Below are 16,218 nucleotides of genomic sequence, written 5' to 3'. Positions count from 1 at the left end.
GTCCGCACCGACGCCGCCACCGGAGGAGATCAGACATGCACCCCGACGGCTCCGTCACCGGAGCGGCACGGCCATGGCGTTGATCGCCCGGCGGCTGCGGCTGAGCCCCGGGCACCGGTTCCCCCGGCACGCCCATCAGGGATGGTCCTTCGGGCTGTTGCGGGGCGGGTCCGTCCGGCTGCGACGCGACGGCGTCTGGAGCCAGGCGACGCCGGCCTCCGCGACCGTCCTGCACCCGGGCGAACTGCATGACGGCGTCGTCGACGAGGACCGTGCACTGTCGTACGTGGCGGTGACGGTTCCGGAGGACGTCGTCGCGGACCTGTTGGGCGGTGGGCGTTCTCCCTCTTTCACGGACATCATCCAGCCGTCGGAACCGGTGCGCCGCCTGGTGAACTCGACGCACAGCGGCGCGCCGGAGGAGCAACGGGAGCAAACGGTCGCGGCGCTGTGTTCGGTGTTCGCGCACAGCCGCGTCGTGACGACGGGCGAGCCGGGCACGCGGTCGGCGCGGCGTCTGGCCACCGCGGTCAAACTGCGCCTCGACGCGTGCTTCACGGAACCGGTCCGGATCCTGGACATCGCCGGCCACCTGGGCGTCACACCCGCCGCGCTCATCCGGGCGTTCCGCCGGAGCCATGGCCTGTCGCCCTATGCCTACGTCGTGTCCCGCCGCGTGGACCTCGCCCGCCAGTTGCTGGACGCCGGCGTGCAGCCGATCGAGGTGGCCGGTCGGGCGGGCTTCTACGACCAGCCACATCTCAACCGCCATTTCACCCGGATGGTCGGCGTGCCGCCCGGCGCATACCAGCGCGGTTGAGCGGTCACGATCGTCCAAGACGCGGGCCGACCGGCCGTGTCAGCCTCCCGGTCATGGATCAGATGCGACTGTCCGTCGACGAGATGCGCGAACTCGGCCATGCGGCGGTGGACCTCATCGCGGAGCGCACACACGACCTCGGGAACCGCCCGGTGGCCCGACGGTGGACGCGGGAGGAGCTGGAAAAGGCGCTCCGTGAACCGGTACCGACCGACGGCCGCGATCCGTTGCGGGTCCTCGACCGGGTCGCCGCCGACATCCTGCCGGCATGCGCCGCCACCGATCATCCGCGCTTCTTCGCCTACGTGCCCTCGCCCGGCAACTTCGTCGCGGCGGTGGCGGACTTCCTCGCGTCCGGCGCGAACGTGTTCGCCGGCCACTGGCTGGCCGGTGCCGGCGCCGCGCAGGTCGAACTGATCGTGCTCGACTGGCTGCGTGACCTCCTCGGCCTGCCGGCGTCGGCCGGTGGCATCCTCACCAGCGGCGGAACCCAGGCCACCCTGGTCGCGATCCACGCCGCCCGGATGGACCGGCTGCAGGCGGGGAATCCCGGCGCCAGGATCTACGTCACCAGGCACACCCACGCGGCCATCGTGCGCGGTCTGGCCTACCTGGGATTCATCCCGGACCAGGTGCATGCGGTGCCGACCACCGACGACCAGGTCATGGACGCCGCGGCGTTACAGGCGGCGATCGACGCCGACCACGCTGCCGGCGCCGTGCCGCTGTGCGTCGTCGCGACCGCCGGAACCACCAGCACCGGCGCGATCGACCCGCTGAACGCGATCGCCGACGTGTGCCACCGGAGCGGGGTCTGGTTCCACGTCGACGCCGCCTACGGAGGTGCCGCCGTGTTGAGTACGCGGGCCAGGCCGCTGCTCGACGGGATCGGACGCGCCGACTCCATCGCGATGGATCCGCACAAGTGGTGGTTCCAACCCTACGAGGCCGGCTGCACACTCGTCCGGGACGCCGAGAAGCTCCGCCGGGCGTACACCCTCGACGCCGTCTATCTCACCGAGGCACGCGCCGCCGACGATCCGGTGAACTTCTACGACTACGGGCCGCAGCTCACCCGGTCGTTCCGCGCCCTGAAGATCTGGATGACCCTGCAGACATTCGGCCTCAACACCGTCCGGGAGGCGGTAGAGCACGGCATCACCCTGGCCGAGCAGACGGAGTCCCTGATCCGGGCGAACCCCCGCTGGGACGTCGTCACACCGGCCCGGCTCGGCGTCGTCACCTTCCGCCCGCACCTACCCGGACTGGACGACGACACCGTCCACAGAATCACCCGCCAGATCGCACAGGACACCCTGACCGACGGCCACGCGATGGTCTTCACCACCGACCTCGGATCGGGACCGGTCCTCCGGATGTGCACGATCCACCCGGAAACCACGACACAGGACATCGGATCCACGCTCGACACCCTGGACAGGCTGCTCGCGCACGTGGGCGGCTCTCGACCACCCGGTTCTCAGGAGACGAGGCCGCGGCGGTAGGCGTACACCACCGCCTGCACGCGGTCCCGGAGATCGAGTTTCGTCAGGATCCTCGACACGTACGTCTTCACGGTCTCGTGGCTGATCACCAGCGTGGCCGCGATCTCGCTGTTCGACCGGCCGTCGGCGATCAACCGCAGCACCTCCAGCTCGCGCGGCGTCAACGGGATCCCGTCCGCGGAGCCCGCGGGTGCCGGGCGGATGCGGGCCGCGTAGCGGCCGACGAGTTGGCGGGTCACCTCCGGGGCGAGCAGCGCGGCGCCGGTCGCCACCGTGCGGATCCCGTGCAGCAGCTGGGCCGGCGGCGCGTCCTTCAGGAGGAAGCCGCTGGCGCCGGCCCGCAGCGCCTCGTACACGTACTCGTCGAGGTTGAACGTCGTCACCACCAGGACCTTCACCGGGTGCGCGACCCCGGCGCCGGCCAGCAGCCGGGTCGCCCCGATGCCGTCGAGCACCGGCATGCGGACGTCCATCACCACCACGTCGGGGCGCAGGGCACCGGCCAGGTCGACCGCGGCGCGGCCGTCGCCGCACTCGCCGACCACCTCCAGGTCGGGTTGGGCGTCGATGATCGTGGTGAAGCCGGTGCGGATCAGGGCCTGGTCGTCGCAGACCAGCACGCGGATCACGATGCGCTCCCGGCCGGGATGCGGGCCCGCACGACGAAGCCGCCGCCCGCCTGCTCACCGGCCGTGAACTCGCCGCCGAGGACGTCGACGCGGTCGCGGAGGCCGCCGAGGCCACGGCCACTTCCGCCGATCGGCCCAATCCGCGGCACGGTCGCCGGGCCACGCTTGCTGTGCTTCGTGGACGCCGATGCGCCCCCGGTGGTGACCTCCACGCTGATCTCCCTCGCCCCGTGGTGCACGCGGACCACGGTGGGGCTGCCGTGGGCGTACTTGAGCGCGTTCGTCAGCGCCTCCTGCACCACCCGGTAGGCGGCCGCCTCCGCGCTGCCGGCCGACTCGGCGGGGTCGCCGTCCTCGGTGAACTCCACCGGTTGGCCGGCCCGCCGGGTCTGCTCCACGAGCGTGTGGAGGTCGCCGACGGGTTCGGTGTCGTGGTCGGGGTTCAGCAGGTCGAGCAGGTGCCGCAGGTCGGAGATGGCCCGGCGGCCGGTGTCGGTCACCGCGGTCAGCGTCCGGTCGAGGCGGTCCGGCGCCGCGGTCAGGTACCGGGCGGACTCGGCCTGTACCACCATCGCCGTCACGTGATGGGTGACCACGTCGTGGAGCTCGCGGGCGATGCGGGTCCGCTCGGCCAGCCGGGTGGCCTCGGCGACGTGCCGACGGCGCTCCGCCTCGACCGCCCGCGTCTGCCGCAACCAGACCCCGACGCCCCACGGCAGGGCCAGCCCGAAGAGGTAGAACGTCACGAACCCGGCGACGCCCTCGGGCGATCCGGCCCGGTCGAGGGCGAGCGCGAGGGGCACGTACGCGAGGGACGCGAGCACCGCGGTGACGCGCCGGCCGCGGGTCAGGTGGGCTCCCGCGGACATGACGGCGATCGGCAGCGCTGTTCCGGCGACCGTGTGGTACCCGCGGAGCTGGTCGATCGCGAAGCCGATCGACACCAGCGCCAGGCAGACCGCCGGCCACCGTCGCCGCACGGCGAGCGGCAGGCACTCGAGGAGCACGGTCGCGGCCGCCAGCGGGTCGGCGGGACGGTCGGGCAGGTCGCCCAGCCGCGTCCCGTAGTTGTGCAGCCACGGCACCAGCGACGCGGCCGCGAGCAGCAGCGCGAACGGGAGGTCCCGGACCGTGACGTCGACGCGACGCCACCGGTCCGGGACCCGGCGGAGGCTGATCACGGAGCGACAGTAACGGCCGCGCGCCGGGGCCTCACATTCCCCCGCCGGTACGCCAGGCGCATGAAGACGACCGTCACCAGGACGCCCGCGACCACCGCCGCCAGGCTCGCCTCCGGGCCGAAGTCGCCGCCGCCGAGCAGCGTCGACCCCGACACGGTGGCGTCGAGCAGGCCGTGCGCCTCGTCCTTGCCCGACACGATCGTGCCGAAGATGCCGGCCTCGGCGAAGTTCCAGCCGAGGTGCAGGCCGATCGGCAGCCACAGGCGGCGGGTCGCGACGTACGCCGCCCCGAGCATCCCGCCGGCCTCGATCGCGATGGCCAGCGCGCCCCACAGCGTGGCGTTCTCGTTGAACAGGTGCATCAGGCCGAACAGCAGGCCGGTGAGCACCAACCCGAGCCACGTGCCCAGGCGCTCCTCGACGATCCGGAACAGCACCCCGCGGAAGACCACCTCCTCGGTGACCGCCGCGCCGATCGAGAACCCGAGCAGCGTCACCGCGCCGGACGCCGACCCCCACCCGTCCACCTCGTAACCACCGAACAGCGCGATCACCGCGATGACCGCCGCGAACAACGCGATGCCGAGCACCACTCCGCGCCCCACCGCCGACGCCGCACCCGGCCGCGACAGCTCATCCACGGCGCGGCGCTCGGTCCGGCGCACCACCCACCGGTACGCGAAGATCACGAGGACGGCCGTCGCCACGCCGAGCACCAGCGTGAGCACGGGATTACCGCCGACCGCGCCCACGGCGAGCGAACCCACCAACGAGGCCGCTCCGACGACGACAAGCTGCTTCACCAGACGCATGACCACTCCCTGTTGAAATCGACGCGTTGAACGCTATGGATCTCACGCTCCGGAGTCGTCACCGTCCGGTGGACACCTGTGGGTAGCTCGCTCGGGGGACGTGCAACAGTTCGGCGGGTCCGCGTCGTTCATCGGAGGACAAAGGGGGGCCGTTGGAATTCGACGACTTCGTGCGGGCGCGCGGTGCGGCGCTGGTGCGGCTGGCCCGGCTGCTCACCGGCGACCGGCACCGCGGCGAGGACCTCACCCAGGAGGTGCTGGCGCGGGCGTTCGTGAGCTGGAAGCGGATCGCGGCCATGCGGGCACCGGAGGCGTACCTGCGGCGGATGCTGGTCAACGCCGCGATCACGCGCGGGCGTCGGATGTCGAGCCGCGAGCTCGTCGTCGCCGACACCGGTGATCCCGCGGGTCGATCCGATCTCGAGGCCGAGGTCGCCGACCGCGACGTGTTGTGGGCCTACGTCCGGCGGCTGCCCGCCAAGCAACGCGCCGCCGTGGTGCTGCGCTACTACGAGGACCTCGACGACGCGACGATCGCCGAGCTGCTGAACTGCTCGGCGGTCACGGTCCGCACGCAGGTGAAAAGGGCATTGGACGCGCTGCGCGGCGCGCTGGACACCGACACGGAACTGTTCTCGACCGGGGGAAGCCGATGACCGACTTCGACAGGTCCTTGAGCGCCACCCTGGAACGGGCGGCCGGCGACGACGTCCACGTCGAGGGGCTGCTGGCGGGTGCCCGCCGGGCCGGCGTCCGGTACCGGCGGCGCCGCGTCGGGCTGGTGACGGGCGCGGGCCTGGCGGCCGGCCTGGCCGCGCTGGTGGTGACGATGACGGTGCTGGGCCCGAACGGCGGGCCGGCGTCGGCGCCGCAGTACGGGTCGACGCCCGGGTCGCCGGTCGGATCCTCGAAATCGGCGGCTCCGCCGCGTCACCGGGAATTGACGACGTGGCCGGCACCGCCCGCCGCGACCGCGACCACCGCGTTGCGGTTGCGGCTGAGCCTGGCGCAGCCGCCGTTCGCGATGACCAGCGTGCAGCACCAGTTGTTCGTCGACGAGCGGCAGGAGAACCTGTACGTCGACGGTGCCGAGCGCCGTCTCACGGTGCGGTTCGGCGCCACCACGCAGGACTTCGAGCCGCTCGACGGCCAGACGAGGTCCGTCTCCGTGTCGGGCCGGCCGGCGACGTTCGCCGTGGACCGCAGTGATCGCGGCAACGGAACGGTGCTGCGCTGGCGGACCGCCGACGGCCGGTGGCTGCAGATCGTCGGCGCCGCCGACGAGACCGAGGCACTGCGGATCGCGGCGAGCGTGCGCACCGACGGCGCGTTCCGCTGCGTGGTGCCGTTCCGGCTCGGACACCTGCCCGCCGGCATGACAGCGGAGTCCTGCAGCATGGTGTTCACCGGCGACGGGGTGGTGATGACCACGCTCAGCGTGTCCGACGGAGCGTTCCACGTCCTGTTCGACACGACCACCCAGGGGTCGGGCCGGTCGGTCTCCGAAACGCAGCACCCGGGCGACGGCGGCGCGTCGATCATGGAATCGACCGCCGAGCAGCCCGGTGGCGGCGCGGTGTCGCTGACGGCGTCGGGCGCCTACGACGTGGCGCTGGTCCGGGCCATCCGCAACGGGCTGGTGTGGACCGGCGGCACCGACCCCGCCACCTGGCCGGCCGACCCGATGTGACCGTGCCACCATGTCTCGTGTGGTGCGATCTTTCCCCGACAGGCCGGCCGGGCGGCGGCGGGACAGCACGCCCAGCATCCGCGACGTGGCGGCGGCCGCCGGGGTGTCGTACCAGACCGTGTCGCGGGTGCTGAACGACTCGCCGAAGGTCAGCGCCGGCACCCGGCAGCTGGTGCTCGACGTGATCGGCCGGATGGACTACCGCCCGAACCGGGCGGCGCGGGCGCTCGGGTCGGGCCGGGCCGGCGCGGTCACGGTCGTCACCGCCGACACGACGCTCTACGGCTACGCGTCGACGCTGCGCGGCATCGAGGAGGCGGCCCGGTCGGCCGGCCTGGCGGTCGGGATCCGGGTGGTCGAGTCCGACCGCGCCGACGACGTGCGCCACGCCGTCGAGCACGTCAGCGACCCGAGCGCCGGTGGTGTCATCGTGATCGCGTTCGACCCGGCCGGCTCCGGGGTGGTGCGGGCGCTGCCCGCGTCCGTGCCCGCCGTGGCGGCCACGGAGGCCGGCGGGTTGACGGGGTCGGCGCGCACCATGCTGTTCCTCGACGAGCGGCAGGCCGCCGCCGAGGCCACCCGCCACCTGCTCGACCTCGGCCACCGCACCGTGCACCACGTGGCGATCCCGTCGGAGACCGGCACCAGCGCCCGCCGGGCCGGCTGGCGCGACGTGCTGGAACGGGCCGGCGCCCCGGTCCCGCCGGTCCTCGCCGGCGGCTGGGACCCGGAGTCGGCCCACGCCGCCGGAGTGCGGCTGGCCGCCGACCCGGCCGTCACGGCGATCCTGTGCGGCAACGACGACACGGCCCTCGCGGTGCGCCGCGCCCTGTACGAGGCCGGCCGCAACGTCCCCGGCGACGTGAGCGTCGTCGGCTTCGACGACGTCCCCGGCGCCGCCTACTGGACGCCGGCGCTGACGACGGTGCGGATGAACTTCGTGGCGCTGGGCCGCGCCTGCCTCGACGCGGTGGTCGCGGAGGTGGCGGGCGGGCCGCTGCCCGAGGTGACGCTCGAACCGCCCACGCTGGTGCTGCGCGAGTCGACCGCGCCCCCTCCTACCGGCGCAGGTACGCGTCGGTCGAGGCCCGGAGGGTGACGCTGAACGCGGCCACCGCGGGATGGGTGCCCGCGCCCCGCCGGTAGGCCACGCGCGTGCGCCGGTGGGCGGCCAGCGGGAGGAGCCGGACGCCGGGCGGTGGGTCGGCCGCGCCGAGTTGCGGCACCACGGACACGCCCTGTCCGGCGGCGACCAGCGCGAGGACGGCGGTGAAGTCGTCGGCGTGGTGGCGCACCCTGGGCGTGAACCCGGCCGCCTGGCAGGCCCGCACGGCGACGGTGTGGCACAGGGTGCCGGGGGTGCCCACGATCCAGTCGGCGCCGCGGGCGCCCGCAACGGGGTCGGCGTCGAAATCCGCGTCGGCGGGCACGGCGAGGTAGACCGTCTCGTCGAGGAGCGGGGTCGAGTCCAGGGTGGGGTCGGGCGCGACCGGCACGATGTCGTAGTCGTGCAGCAGCGCCACGTCCAGCCGCCCGTCGCGGAGCTGGTCGGGCATCGCGACCGGGTCCAGTTCGGTGACCATGAGGTCGAGGGCGGGGTGGTCGCGGCCGAACGCGGCCAGTGCCGGCGGCAGCAACGTGCGCACGGCGCTGGGGAAGGCGCCGATGCGCAGGGTTCCGGACAGCCCGGTGCGCGCGGCGGCCAGCGTGGCGCCGGCGGCTTCCAGAGTGGCCAGGATCGTCTCGGTGTGGTGCACGAGGGCCACCCCGGCGGGGGTGAGACTGACGCCCCGGCCGGCGTGTTCGAGCAGCGGAACGCCGGCTTCGCGTTGCAGCGCGGCGAGTTGCTGCGACACGGCGGACGGCGTGTAGGAGTGGGCCGCGGCGACCGCGGCGATGGTCCCCAGGTGGGACAGGTCCCGGAGGAGCCGCAGCCGGCGTACGTCGAGCATTAGCTCAGCTTACGGTTGAGTCGAGAAAGGTGAACTGGTTCTGCATGACCTCGTCGGGCAGGCTGGCGGCATGACGCTGACCGGGCTGTACGTTCCGCTGATCACGCCGTTCCACCGGACGGGCGAGGTCGCGCCCGACGCCCTGGAGGCCCTCGCGCACGGGGTGCTGGACGCCGGGGCCCGTGGCCTGGTGGCGCTGGGCACCACCGCCGAGCCGGCCACGCTCACCGCACCGGAGCAGCGCCTGGTGCTCGACGTGGCCGCGCGCGTATGCCGGGAACGCGGCGCGCAACTGCTGGTCGGTGCCCACAGCCCGCAGGCGTTGCGCGCGTTGGGTGACATGTCGGAGGTGGTGGCGGCGCTCAGCCTGGTGCCGCCGTTCGTCCGTCCCGGTGAGGCGGGCGTTCTCGCCTACTTCACGCGGCTCGCCGCGGACAGTCCGGTGCCGCTCGTCGTGTACGACGTCCCGTACCGCACCGGCCAGCACCTGTCCGCGGACACGTTGCGGCGGCTGGCCGAGGTGCCCGGTGTGGTCGGACTGAAGTACGCCCCGGGCGGCATCACCGCCGACACCGTCGACCTGCTCGCCGATCCACCCGCCGGCCTGGCGATCCTCGGTGGCGACGACCCGTTCGTCTCGGCGCTGCTGGCACTCGGCGCGCACGGCGGCATCCTGGCGTCCGCGTTGGTGGCCACCGCCGACTTCGGCCGGCTCATCGCGTTGTGGCGGGCCGGCGACGTCGCCGCGGCACGCGCGCTGGGCGGCCGGCTCGGGCTCCTGTCGACGGCGCTGTTCGCCGAGCCGAACCCGACCGTGATCAAGGCGGTCCTGCACGCGCAGGGACGCATTCCAACCGCCGCGGTGCGACTGCCGCTGCTCGCCGCCGGGCCGGACACGACCGCGACGGCCCGCCGCCGCCTCGCCGAACTCGCGGCTGCCGCGCGCCTACCGGCGCCGGTCTGAACCCGCCGGCTCATCGCATCCGCGCCCGTACCCGCTCGGCGTCGGGATGGTCCAGGTCGGTCAGGATGGCGAGGGCGGTCGACCACGTGCGGCGGGCGGCCAACAGGTCACCGGCGGCACGGTGGTTGTCGCCGAGGCGGGTCGACGACGTCGCCTCCGCGAACCGGTCGCCGAGTTCGGCGAACAGCGCGACCGCCCGGCGGTAGCACCGGGTGGCCGACCGGTACCGGGCCAGCCCCCGGTTGGCGTCGCCCATGGCGTCCCACGCGTCGGCGGCGCCGCGCCGATCACCGAGATCCTCGTGGACGCGCAGCGCCCGCACGCAGTAGGTCAACGCGTGATCATGGTCGCCGAGCAGCCCGTGGCACCGGCCGACCGTGGTGAGCGCGGTGGCCCGTCCCCGCGGGTGGCCGGCGGCCTCGTGGAGGTCCAGCGCGCGTTCGGCGTGCGCCAGCGCCGCGCGGACCCGCCCACCCGCGCCGGCCGGGCTCACTTCGGCCAGCCTCGATTCGGTCAGGCTCACCTCGGCGAGGCTCAGTTCGGTGTCGGCCCGGCCGGCGTCGTCGCCGAGGGCGGTGTACCGGGCGAGCGCGTGGCCGAGTTCGCGGCGGGCGGCACCGTGCCGGTCCAGCCGGGAGTACGCCCGGGCCAGGGCGCGGTGCGTGCGGGCCTGCGCGGGCCGGTCGCCGAGCCGCTCGGCGGCCCCGAGCGCGGCCCGCAGGACGACCACCTGACCGGCCCGGTCGTCGAGGTACGGGGCCATGCGCCGGGCGAGGTCGCACACGTGCCGGTCGAGGCCGTGGGCGGCGAGCGCGCCGAGCATCGCGAGCAGCACGGCGTGCTCGGTGGCGAACCATTCGGGCCCGGCGTCGGCCCGACGCAGATAGTGTTCGGCGACCCGGGCAAGGGCCGCGCACCGGTCGGCGGCACCGGCGAGGTGGGCGGCGTGGGCGCGCACGAGGTCGGGCAGCGCGAACCGGCCGGCACGGTGCTCGACGGCGAGGCCGGCACCGGTCAGCTCGCCCAACGCCCGCGTGACCCGGTCGGCCGGCAGGTCGGCCAGGGCGGCCGCCGCCGCGGTCGAGACGTCCGGGCCGGGATGCACGCCGAGCCGCCGGAACAGTACGGCCGCGTCGGGTTCCAGGTCACGACAGGACCACGGGATGACGCCGCCCGGCCGGAGCCGGCCGCTCAGTTCCGGGAGCGGGACGTCCGGGCGCGTGACGGCGTGGGCGGCCACGAGCGCCAGCGCCAACGGCAGCCCGGCGCACGCCTCGACGATCCGGTCGACGGCCTCCGGCGCCGCCGCCATCCGGGCCGTGCCGAGCCGGGTGGCCAGCAGGTCACGGGCCTCGGCGGCGGTCAGCAGCGGCAGGGCGACCGACCGGGCGCCGTCCGTGACGAGGCCGGGCAGGTCGTCGCGGCCGGTGACGAGCACGACGCAGCCGGCGGTTCCGGGCAGCAGCGGGCGGACCTGATCGGCCCGGCGGGCGCCGTCGAGCACCACGAGCACGCGCCGACCGGCGAGCAGGCTCCGGTACCGGCCGATCCGCGCGGACAGGTCCACCGGGACGCGGTGCGGCGCGACGCCGAGCGCGATGAGGAACGCCCGCAGCACCTCGTCGGGTCGGACCGGGCCGGCGAGGTCGGCGTGGAGCTGCCCGTCGGGGAAGTGTGCGGCGACGCGGTGCGCCCAGTGGACGGCGAGCGCGGTCTTGCCGATCCCGGCCGGGCCACTGATCACGGCCACCCGTGGGGCGGTGCTCCGGCAGACCAGGGTGTCGAGCCACCGCAGCTGCTCACCGCGTCCCGTAACGATTTCCAGATCGGGCGGGAGCTGTTCCGGAACCGGAGCGGTCGTGTCCGCGACGGGCCGGGAGACGCGCCATGACGACATGAGGTCGGCCTCCGCGGTCGCCGCCGCGACCCCGGGATGGCGGGCCAGCTCCGGCAGGTCGGCCGGCGGCGGCCGCCACAGCCGCAGCGCCTCGCCGGCCAGGTCGCCGGCGCCGGCCGGGTCGCCGGACCGGTGCGCGGCCCGCGCCCGCTCCGCCAGGCGGCGGAACCGGAACAGGTCGACGCTGTCGGGGTCGAGGGCGAGGCGGTACCCGGTGCCGACGGAGGGCAGCAGCCGGCACGTAGTGCGCGCCGGCCGGTCCGGTTCCAGGAGCCGGCGCAGGTGCTTGATGTGCGTCTGGACGATGTTCGTCGCCGACGGTGGCGGACCGGCCGGCCACAGCGCGGCGACGAGGTCGTCGAGCCCGAGCGGACGGCCGCCGGCGAGCGCCAGCCAGGCGAGGACGGCCCGCCGCTGCGGGCGTCCCAGCTCGAGGTCGACCCCGCCGCGCGTCACGCGGATCCGGCCCAGCAACCACACCCGAAGCTCGCCGGCGTCCACCCGGCACCTCCCCCGCTGCCGGCCGTCATTCTGCCCGGTGGGTGGGCGATGATGGGGCCCGTGGACGACGACCTGCACCGGCGCATCGCCGAGAGTTTCGACCGGCAGGGCCTGATGCGCCATCTCGCCGCCCGGCTGACCCGGGTGGAGCCGGGCCGCGTGCACATCGAGCTCGCCAACCGCCGCGAGGTGACGCAGCAGCACGGCTACGTGCACGCGGGTGCCACCAGCGCGATCGCCGACAGCGCTGGCGGGTACGCGGCGCTGACCCTGCTTCCCGCCGACGCCGACGTGCTCACCGTGACCGTCAGCCGCGCGGGTGGCTCTTGTCCAGGCGGCGCAGGGCCGCGGTGAACGCCGCCTGGTCCGCGCCGAGCGGGCCGAAGAAGCGCCGGTCGACGTCCTCCACCGCCCGCACCGCGCGGTTAGCCAGGTCACGCCCGGCCGGCGTCGGGGTGAGCGCGTTGGCCCGGCTGTCGGTCGGGTGCCGGCCGCGCTCGATCAGGCTCTTGGCCTCCAGCGCCCGCAGCACCTGCGACGCCATCATCGGATCGGTGCCGGTGTGCGCGGCGACCGCCTTCTGGGTGACCGGTTCGTCGCCGGCCAGCCAGGTGAGGCCGGCCAGCAGCACGAACTGAACGTGGGTCAGGTCGTAGGGTTTGAGCGCGGCGCGCTGGGCGGCCTGCCAGGCGTTGGTGATCCGCCAGAGCAGGAGGCCGGTGCTGTCGTCGGCGTCGGCGAACCCGGTGTCGAGCATCCGGTCACTGTTCCACCAGCTCCACCAGTCGGGCGAGCGCGGTCGGCACGGCGTCGCGGAAACCGCGTCCCATCACCGTCGCCCACAGCCGGGACAACGGCCCGGCAAGGCTCGCGTGGGCGGTGACCACCGTCTTCCCGTCCTCGGTGACGGTGGCCGTGTGCCGGAACGTGAGCCGGGCGCCCATCAGCGCGGCGACGTCGGTGTACTCGGTCGGCGGGTCGTAGACGGAGACGGTGAACCGCACGGCCGGTCCCCCGCGCGGCTTGATGCGCCCGGTGGCGCCCGGCCCGACGGGCCCGTCCATCCGCACCCAGAGGGTGTCGGGGTCCCACTCCGGCCAGGTGGCATGGTCGGCCCACCGGGCGAAGAACGCCGTCGGCGGCGCGGTCGACATCATCTGGCCGGAACCCAACTCGATGCTCATGCCGGAGATAGTATGCGCGCTTACTATATCCGGCAAGCCCCGGCACGGTAGAGTGGACGCCATGCGTTCGACGAACCTCTCCTGGTGGCGGCTGCACTAGCAGCCGTTCGCGACGCATGTTCCGGGGCTGCATGGCAGCCCTGACGAAACCACCGGTGCAGCCGTGCGGCCTCCCAAGCCCGAAAGCGACAGGGAGCCCACCATGACCGACACCTTCACCGCCACGATCGAGCGCTCCGCCGTGCTGGCCGACCGGCTCGAAGCCGAACCGCAGAACTACCGGGTGCTCACGGGCGACCGGCCCACCGGCGCGCTGCACCTGGGTCACCTGTTCGGCTCGATCCTGGAGCGGGTCCGGTTGCAGAACACCGGCGTCGAGACGTTCGTGATCGTCGCCGACTACCAGGTGATCACCGACCGCGACTCGATCGGGGACGTGCGGAGGCACGTGCTCAACGCGGTCACCGATTATCTCGCCGCCGGCATCGACCCGGCCCGGACCACCATTTTCACCCACTCCGCCGTGCCCTCGCTCAACCAGCTGGTGCTGCCGTTCCTCAGCCTGGTGACCGAGGCCGAACTGCACCGGAACCCGACGGTGAAGGCCGAACTGGCCGACTCCCACCGGGCGTTGTCGGGGCTGCTGCTCACGTATCCGGTGCACCAGGCCGCCGACATCCTGTTCTGCAAGGGCAACCTGGTGCCGGTCGGCAAGGACAACGCGCCGCACGTCGAGCAGACCCGCGTCATCGCGCGGCGGTTCAACGAGCGGTACGCGCCGGTGTTTCCGGTGCCCGAGGTGCTGCTCACGGCCGTCCCCGAACTGCCCGGCCTCGACGGCCGCAAGATGTCGAAGAGCTACGGGAACACGATCGCCCTCGGCATGACCGCCGACGAGACCGCGGCCGCGATCCGCAAGGCCCGCACCGACACCGACCGCCGCATCACGTTCGACCCGGCCACGCGGCCCGGCGTCTCGGCGCTGCTCACGACCGCGGCGGTGTGTTCGGGGACGACGCCGGAGGCGCTCGCCGACCAGATCGGCGACGCGGGTGCGGGCCGGCTCAAGCAGCTCACGACCGAAGCGGTCAACGGCTTCCTCGCGGAGCACCGGCGACGGCGCGCGGAACTCGCCGCCGACGAAGGCTACGTGCTTTCCGTGCTGCGCACGGGGAACGCGACGGCCAACGCGATCGGCGACGCGACCCTGGCCGAGGTGAGAACCGCGATGGGCACCGACTACTAGGGTGGTTCGATGGTCCTTCCGCGTTTCGCCGGCATCCGGGCCGCCGCCGTCCGCCCCTGCGCCACGCCCGCCGACGTCGTCGCCGCGCTCCGCGACAACGATCTGCCGGTCGCCGTGCGCGGCGGCGGGCACTGCTTCGCGGGCCGGTCCAGCACCACCGGCCTGGTGCTCGACGTCGGCCCGATGGCGGGCGTGGAGGTCGACGGCGACCGGGCCGTCGTCGGTGCCGGCACCCGCCTCGCCGAGGTCTACGACACGCTGGCCGCGCACGGGCGGACCATCCCGGCCGGCTGCGGCCCGACCGTCGGCATCGCGGGGCTGACGCTCGGTGGCGGGCTCGGCATCCTCGGCCGCCGCCACGGGCTCACCTGCGACAGCCTCCTCGCCGCCACGCTCGTGCTCGCCGACGGCCGCGTCACGGAGGCCGACGACGAGCTGCTGTGGATGCTGCGCGGGGGCGGGGCGCCGGGCGTCGTCACGTCGCTGACGTTCCGCACCGTCCCGGCACCGGACTCCACCGCGTTCCGCCTCACCTTCCCGGCGGACGCGGCCGTCGACGTCCTCGAATCGTGGCAGCAGGCGGTGCCCGGCCTCGACGAGGCGTTCGCGCCGAGCCTGGTCGTCACCGCTCCGGCGGACCCGGCCCGGCCACTCGTGGTCGCGGTCTTCGGCGCGGCGCCCTCGCCCGCGGCCGTCTCGGGCCTCGTCACCCTGATCGGCGGCACGACCATGTCGGACGCACGTGAGCACGGCACCCACCGCGACACGAAGCGCCGGCTCGCCGGCGACGACTCCCCCGACACCCGCTTCGCCTACCTGCACTCGGAGTTCTTCCGGTCGACGGTGCCCGCGGCCGACCTGATCGGGCGGCTGACCGCCGACCGGGTACCCGGCGAGGAGCGCGAACTCGACTTCTCACCGTGGGGCGGTGCCTACAACCGCGTCCCCGCCGACGCGACCGCGTTCCCGCACCGCGACGCCCGGTTCCTGCTCAAGCAGACGGCCACCGTCGCGCCCGCGGACCGTCCCGGTGGGTGGCTCGACGAGTCGTACGCCATCACGCATCCGCACGGCACCGGCGGGGCGTACCCGAACTTTCCCGAGCCGGGGCTGCCGCCGGAGAGCTATCACCTCGGCAACACCGACCGGCTGCGGCGCATCCGCGCGCGGCACGATCCGGCGGGGGTGTTCGCTCCGGCGCCGGCTCACGCGAGGTCGAGCATCATGTCGATGCCGTCGGTCCCGGTGTCGTCGACGAACGGGCCGACGTCGACGAACCCGTGACGGCGGTAGAACCGTTGCGCCCGACCGTTTTCCGCATGCACTCCCCCGTACAGCACGACCCGGTGGCAGCCGAGCATGCGCACGACGTCCCACGTCGGCGGGAGCAGCGCGGCCGCGAGACCGCCGCCCCGGCGGGCGTCGGCGACGCACGGTCCGAACCGGACGGTGCGGTCCGGGTCCAGCGCGATGCCGTGGCGCGCGTACCGGGTGATCTCGTACCCGTCGGGCAGCGAGAAGCTGAGGTCGACCATGCCGTCGAGGCGGTCGGGCCTGTCGGGCTCGTGCACGACGAGTCGCAGCTTGTCGTACCGCCCGATCGCGTCGGTCCACTCGGCCGCCTGCGCGTGCGGATCGGCGTCGCCGTGCCAGAACCCGCGGGCGGGGTCGCCGAGACCGGCGAGGAACGCCGCCATCGCAGCGGCGTCACCGGCGACCAACGCCCGGAACGTGAAGGCGGTACCGGCGACGGTCAACCGCCGCGTCAACGGTTCGGGGTCGGCGGCGAGGCCGGCGATGGTGGTCGACACCCCCTGATTGTCCGGTACCGTCGGCG

17 protein-coding genes are annotated in these 16,218 nt (G+C 74.0%); 9 read left to right on the top strand and 8 right to left on the bottom strand.

Annotated elements, in window-relative coordinates:
* The first annotated feature begins 73 nt into the window (after window positions 1-73).
* Together Vau01_RS19845 and Vau01_RS19840 are read left to right on the top strand one after the other, a co-directional pair.
* Window positions 74-820, top strand: a complete 747-nt coding sequence (locus tag Vau01_RS19845) for a helix-turn-helix transcriptional regulator (RefSeq protein ID WP_203994868.1) — start codon at window positions 74-76, stop codon at window positions 818-820.
* 53 nt (window positions 821-873) lie between these two features.
* Window positions 874-2,325, top strand: coding sequence for a pyridoxal phosphate-dependent decarboxylase family protein (locus Vau01_RS19840; protein WP_203994866.1), 1,452 nt, complete (start codon window positions 874-876; stop codon window positions 2,323-2,325).
* Here Vau01_RS19840 and Vau01_RS19835 read toward each other — a convergent pair.
* Genes Vau01_RS19835 through Vau01_RS19825 form a run of 3 tightly spaced genes read right to left on the bottom strand, consistent with a single transcriptional unit; the run spans window position 2,301 to window position 4,947 of the window.
* Window positions 2,301-2,954, bottom strand: a complete 654-nt coding sequence (locus tag Vau01_RS19835; protein ID WP_239151713.1) for a response regulator — start codon at window positions 2,952-2,954, stop codon at window positions 2,301-2,303. The genes Vau01_RS19840 and Vau01_RS19835 overlap by 25 nt on opposite strands.
* Complete coding sequence (locus Vau01_RS19830) at window positions 2,951-4,135, bottom strand: sensor histidine kinase (RefSeq protein ID WP_203994864.1); 1,185 nt, start codon at window positions 4,133-4,135, stop codon at window positions 2,951-2,953. The genes Vau01_RS19835 and Vau01_RS19830 overlap by 4 nt, the downstream gene beginning before the upstream one ends.
* Window positions 4,132-4,947, bottom strand: coding sequence for a type II CAAX endopeptidase family protein (locus tag Vau01_RS19825; protein WP_203994863.1), 816 nt, complete (start codon window positions 4,945-4,947; stop codon window positions 4,132-4,134). The genes Vau01_RS19830 and Vau01_RS19825 overlap by 4 nt, the downstream gene beginning before the upstream one ends.
* 152 nt (window positions 4,948-5,099) lie before the next feature.
* Here Vau01_RS19825 and Vau01_RS19820 point away from each other — a divergent pair, with 152 nt between their 5' ends.
* Genes Vau01_RS19820 through Vau01_RS19810 form a run of 3 tightly spaced genes read left to right on the top strand, consistent with a single transcriptional unit; the run spans window position 5,100 to window position 7,736 of the window.
* The gene (locus Vau01_RS19820) at window positions 5,100-5,603 is read left to right on the top strand and encodes a SigE family RNA polymerase sigma factor (protein WP_203994862.1); all 504 of its coding nucleotides are present in this window, start codon (window positions 5,100-5,102) and stop codon (window positions 5,601-5,603) included.
* Window positions 5,600-6,637 (top strand): hypothetical protein, encoded by a 1,038-nt coding sequence (locus Vau01_RS19815; RefSeq protein WP_203994861.1) that lies wholly within the window; start codon window positions 5,600-5,602, stop codon window positions 6,635-6,637. Before Vau01_RS19820 ends, Vau01_RS19815 begins: the two co-directional genes overlap by 4 nt.
* Window positions 6,638-6,647: 10 nt before the next feature.
* Window positions 6,648-7,736 carry a LacI family DNA-binding transcriptional regulator gene (locus tag Vau01_RS19810; RefSeq protein ID WP_203994860.1) on the top strand — a complete coding sequence of 363 codons (1,089 nt, stop codon included), beginning with the start codon at window positions 6,648-6,650 and terminating at the stop codon, window positions 7,734-7,736.
* Here the strand turns inward: Vau01_RS19810 and Vau01_RS19805 are convergent.
* Entirely contained in the window at window positions 7,696-8,589 is an 894-nt protein-coding gene (locus Vau01_RS19805; RefSeq protein ID WP_203994858.1) for a LysR family transcriptional regulator, read from the bottom strand. The genes Vau01_RS19810 and Vau01_RS19805 overlap by 41 nt on opposite strands.
* Before the next feature lie 70 nt (window positions 8,590-8,659).
* Here Vau01_RS19805 and Vau01_RS19800 point away from each other — a divergent pair, with 70 nt between their 5' ends.
* On the top strand, window positions 8,660-9,553 hold the full coding sequence (locus Vau01_RS19800; RefSeq protein WP_203994855.1) for a dihydrodipicolinate synthase family protein: 894 nt from the start codon (window positions 8,660-8,662) through the stop codon (window positions 9,551-9,553).
* A gap of 10 nt (window positions 9,554-9,563) precedes the next feature.
* Here the strand turns inward: Vau01_RS19800 and Vau01_RS19795 are convergent, their stop codons facing one another.
* Window positions 9,564-11,951, bottom strand: a complete 2,388-nt coding sequence (locus Vau01_RS19795; protein WP_203994845.1) for a tetratricopeptide repeat protein — start codon at window positions 11,949-11,951, stop codon at window positions 9,564-9,566.
* 60 nt (window positions 11,952-12,011) lie between these two features.
* Between Vau01_RS19795 and Vau01_RS19790 the strand changes: the two genes are divergently transcribed.
* Entirely contained in the window at window positions 12,012-12,305 is a 294-nt protein-coding gene (locus Vau01_RS19790; protein ID WP_203994843.1) for a PaaI family thioesterase, read from the top strand.
* Here Vau01_RS19790 and Vau01_RS19785 read toward each other — a convergent pair.
* Window positions 12,259-12,708, bottom strand: coding sequence for a MarR family winged helix-turn-helix transcriptional regulator (locus tag Vau01_RS19785; protein WP_203994842.1), 450 nt, complete (start codon window positions 12,706-12,708; stop codon window positions 12,259-12,261). The two genes, Vau01_RS19790 and Vau01_RS19785, sit on opposite strands and share 47 nt — an antisense overlap.
* A 4-nt stretch (window positions 12,709-12,712) precedes the next feature.
* Window positions 12,713-13,135 carry an SRPBCC family protein gene (locus Vau01_RS19780; RefSeq protein WP_203994840.1) on the bottom strand — a complete coding sequence of 141 codons (423 nt, stop codon included), beginning with the start codon at window positions 13,133-13,135 and terminating at the stop codon, window positions 12,713-12,715.
* Window positions 13,136-13,337: 202 nt separating this feature from the next.
* Between Vau01_RS19780 and trpS the strand changes: the two genes are divergently transcribed.
* Together trpS and Vau01_RS19770 are read left to right on the top strand one after the other, a co-directional pair.
* Complete coding sequence (trpS, locus tag Vau01_RS19775; RefSeq protein WP_203994838.1) at window positions 13,338-14,381, top strand: tryptophan--tRNA ligase; 1,044 nt, start codon at window positions 13,338-13,340, stop codon at window positions 14,379-14,381.
* A gap of 9 nt (window positions 14,382-14,390) precedes the next feature.
* On the top strand, window positions 14,391-15,665 hold the full coding sequence (locus Vau01_RS19770; RefSeq protein WP_203994836.1) for an FAD-binding oxidoreductase: 1,275 nt from the start codon (window positions 14,391-14,393) through the stop codon (window positions 15,663-15,665).
* Here the strand turns inward: Vau01_RS19770 and Vau01_RS19765 are convergent.
* Complete coding sequence (locus Vau01_RS19765) at window positions 15,587-16,192, bottom strand: GNAT family N-acetyltransferase (RefSeq protein ID WP_203994834.1); 606 nt, start codon at window positions 16,190-16,192, stop codon at window positions 15,587-15,589. The two genes, Vau01_RS19770 and Vau01_RS19765, sit on opposite strands and share 79 nt — an antisense overlap.
* Between the last annotated feature and the right edge of the window lie 26 nt (window positions 16,193-16,218).

This window comes from Virgisporangium aurantiacum (assembly GCF_016863635.1).
In the GTDB taxonomy this organism is placed as follows: Bacteria; Actinomycetota; Actinomycetes; order Mycobacteriales; family Micromonosporaceae; genus Virgisporangium; species Virgisporangium aurantiacum.
Note: the sequence above shows the minus strand (reverse complement) of the source record. Positions and strands in the feature narration are given on the sequence as shown.

Coding starts and splice junctions, on each gene's coding strand:
- Vau01_RS19845 (WP_203994868.1), top strand. CDS start 74: ATGGCGTTGATCGCCCGGCGGCTGCGGCTGAGCCCCGGGCACCGGTTC.
- Vau01_RS19840 (WP_203994866.1), top strand. CDS start 874: ATGGATCAGATGCGACTGTCCGTCGACGAGATGCGCGAACTCGGCCAT.
- Vau01_RS19825 (WP_203994863.1), bottom strand. CDS start 4,947: ATGCGTCTGGTGAAGCAGCTTGTCGTCGTCGGAGCGGCCTCGTTGGTG.
- Vau01_RS19815 (WP_203994861.1), top strand. CDS start 5,600: ATGACCGACTTCGACAGGTCCTTGAGCGCCACCCTGGAACGGGCGGCC.
- Vau01_RS19810 (WP_203994860.1), top strand. CDS start 6,648: ATGTCTCGTGTGGTGCGATCTTTCCCCGACAGGCCGGCCGGGCGGCGG.
- Vau01_RS19805 (WP_203994858.1), bottom strand. CDS start 8,589: ATGCTCGACGTACGCCGGCTGCGGCTCCTCCGGGACCTGTCCCACCTG.
- Vau01_RS19800 (WP_203994855.1), top strand. CDS start 8,660: ATGACGCTGACCGGGCTGTACGTTCCGCTGATCACGCCGTTCCACCGG.
- Vau01_RS19785 (WP_203994842.1), bottom strand. CDS start 12,708: ATGCTCGACACCGGGTTCGCCGACGCCGACGACAGCACCGGCCTCCTG.
- Vau01_RS19780 (WP_203994840.1), bottom strand. CDS start 13,135: ATGAGCATCGAGTTGGGTTCCGGCCAGATGATGTCGACCGCGCCGCCG.
- trpS (WP_203994838.1), top strand. CDS start 13,338: ATGACCGACACCTTCACCGCCACGATCGAGCGCTCCGCCGTGCTGGCC.
- Vau01_RS19770 (WP_203994836.1), top strand. CDS start 14,391: ATGGTCCTTCCGCGTTTCGCCGGCATCCGGGCCGCCGCCGTCCGCCCC.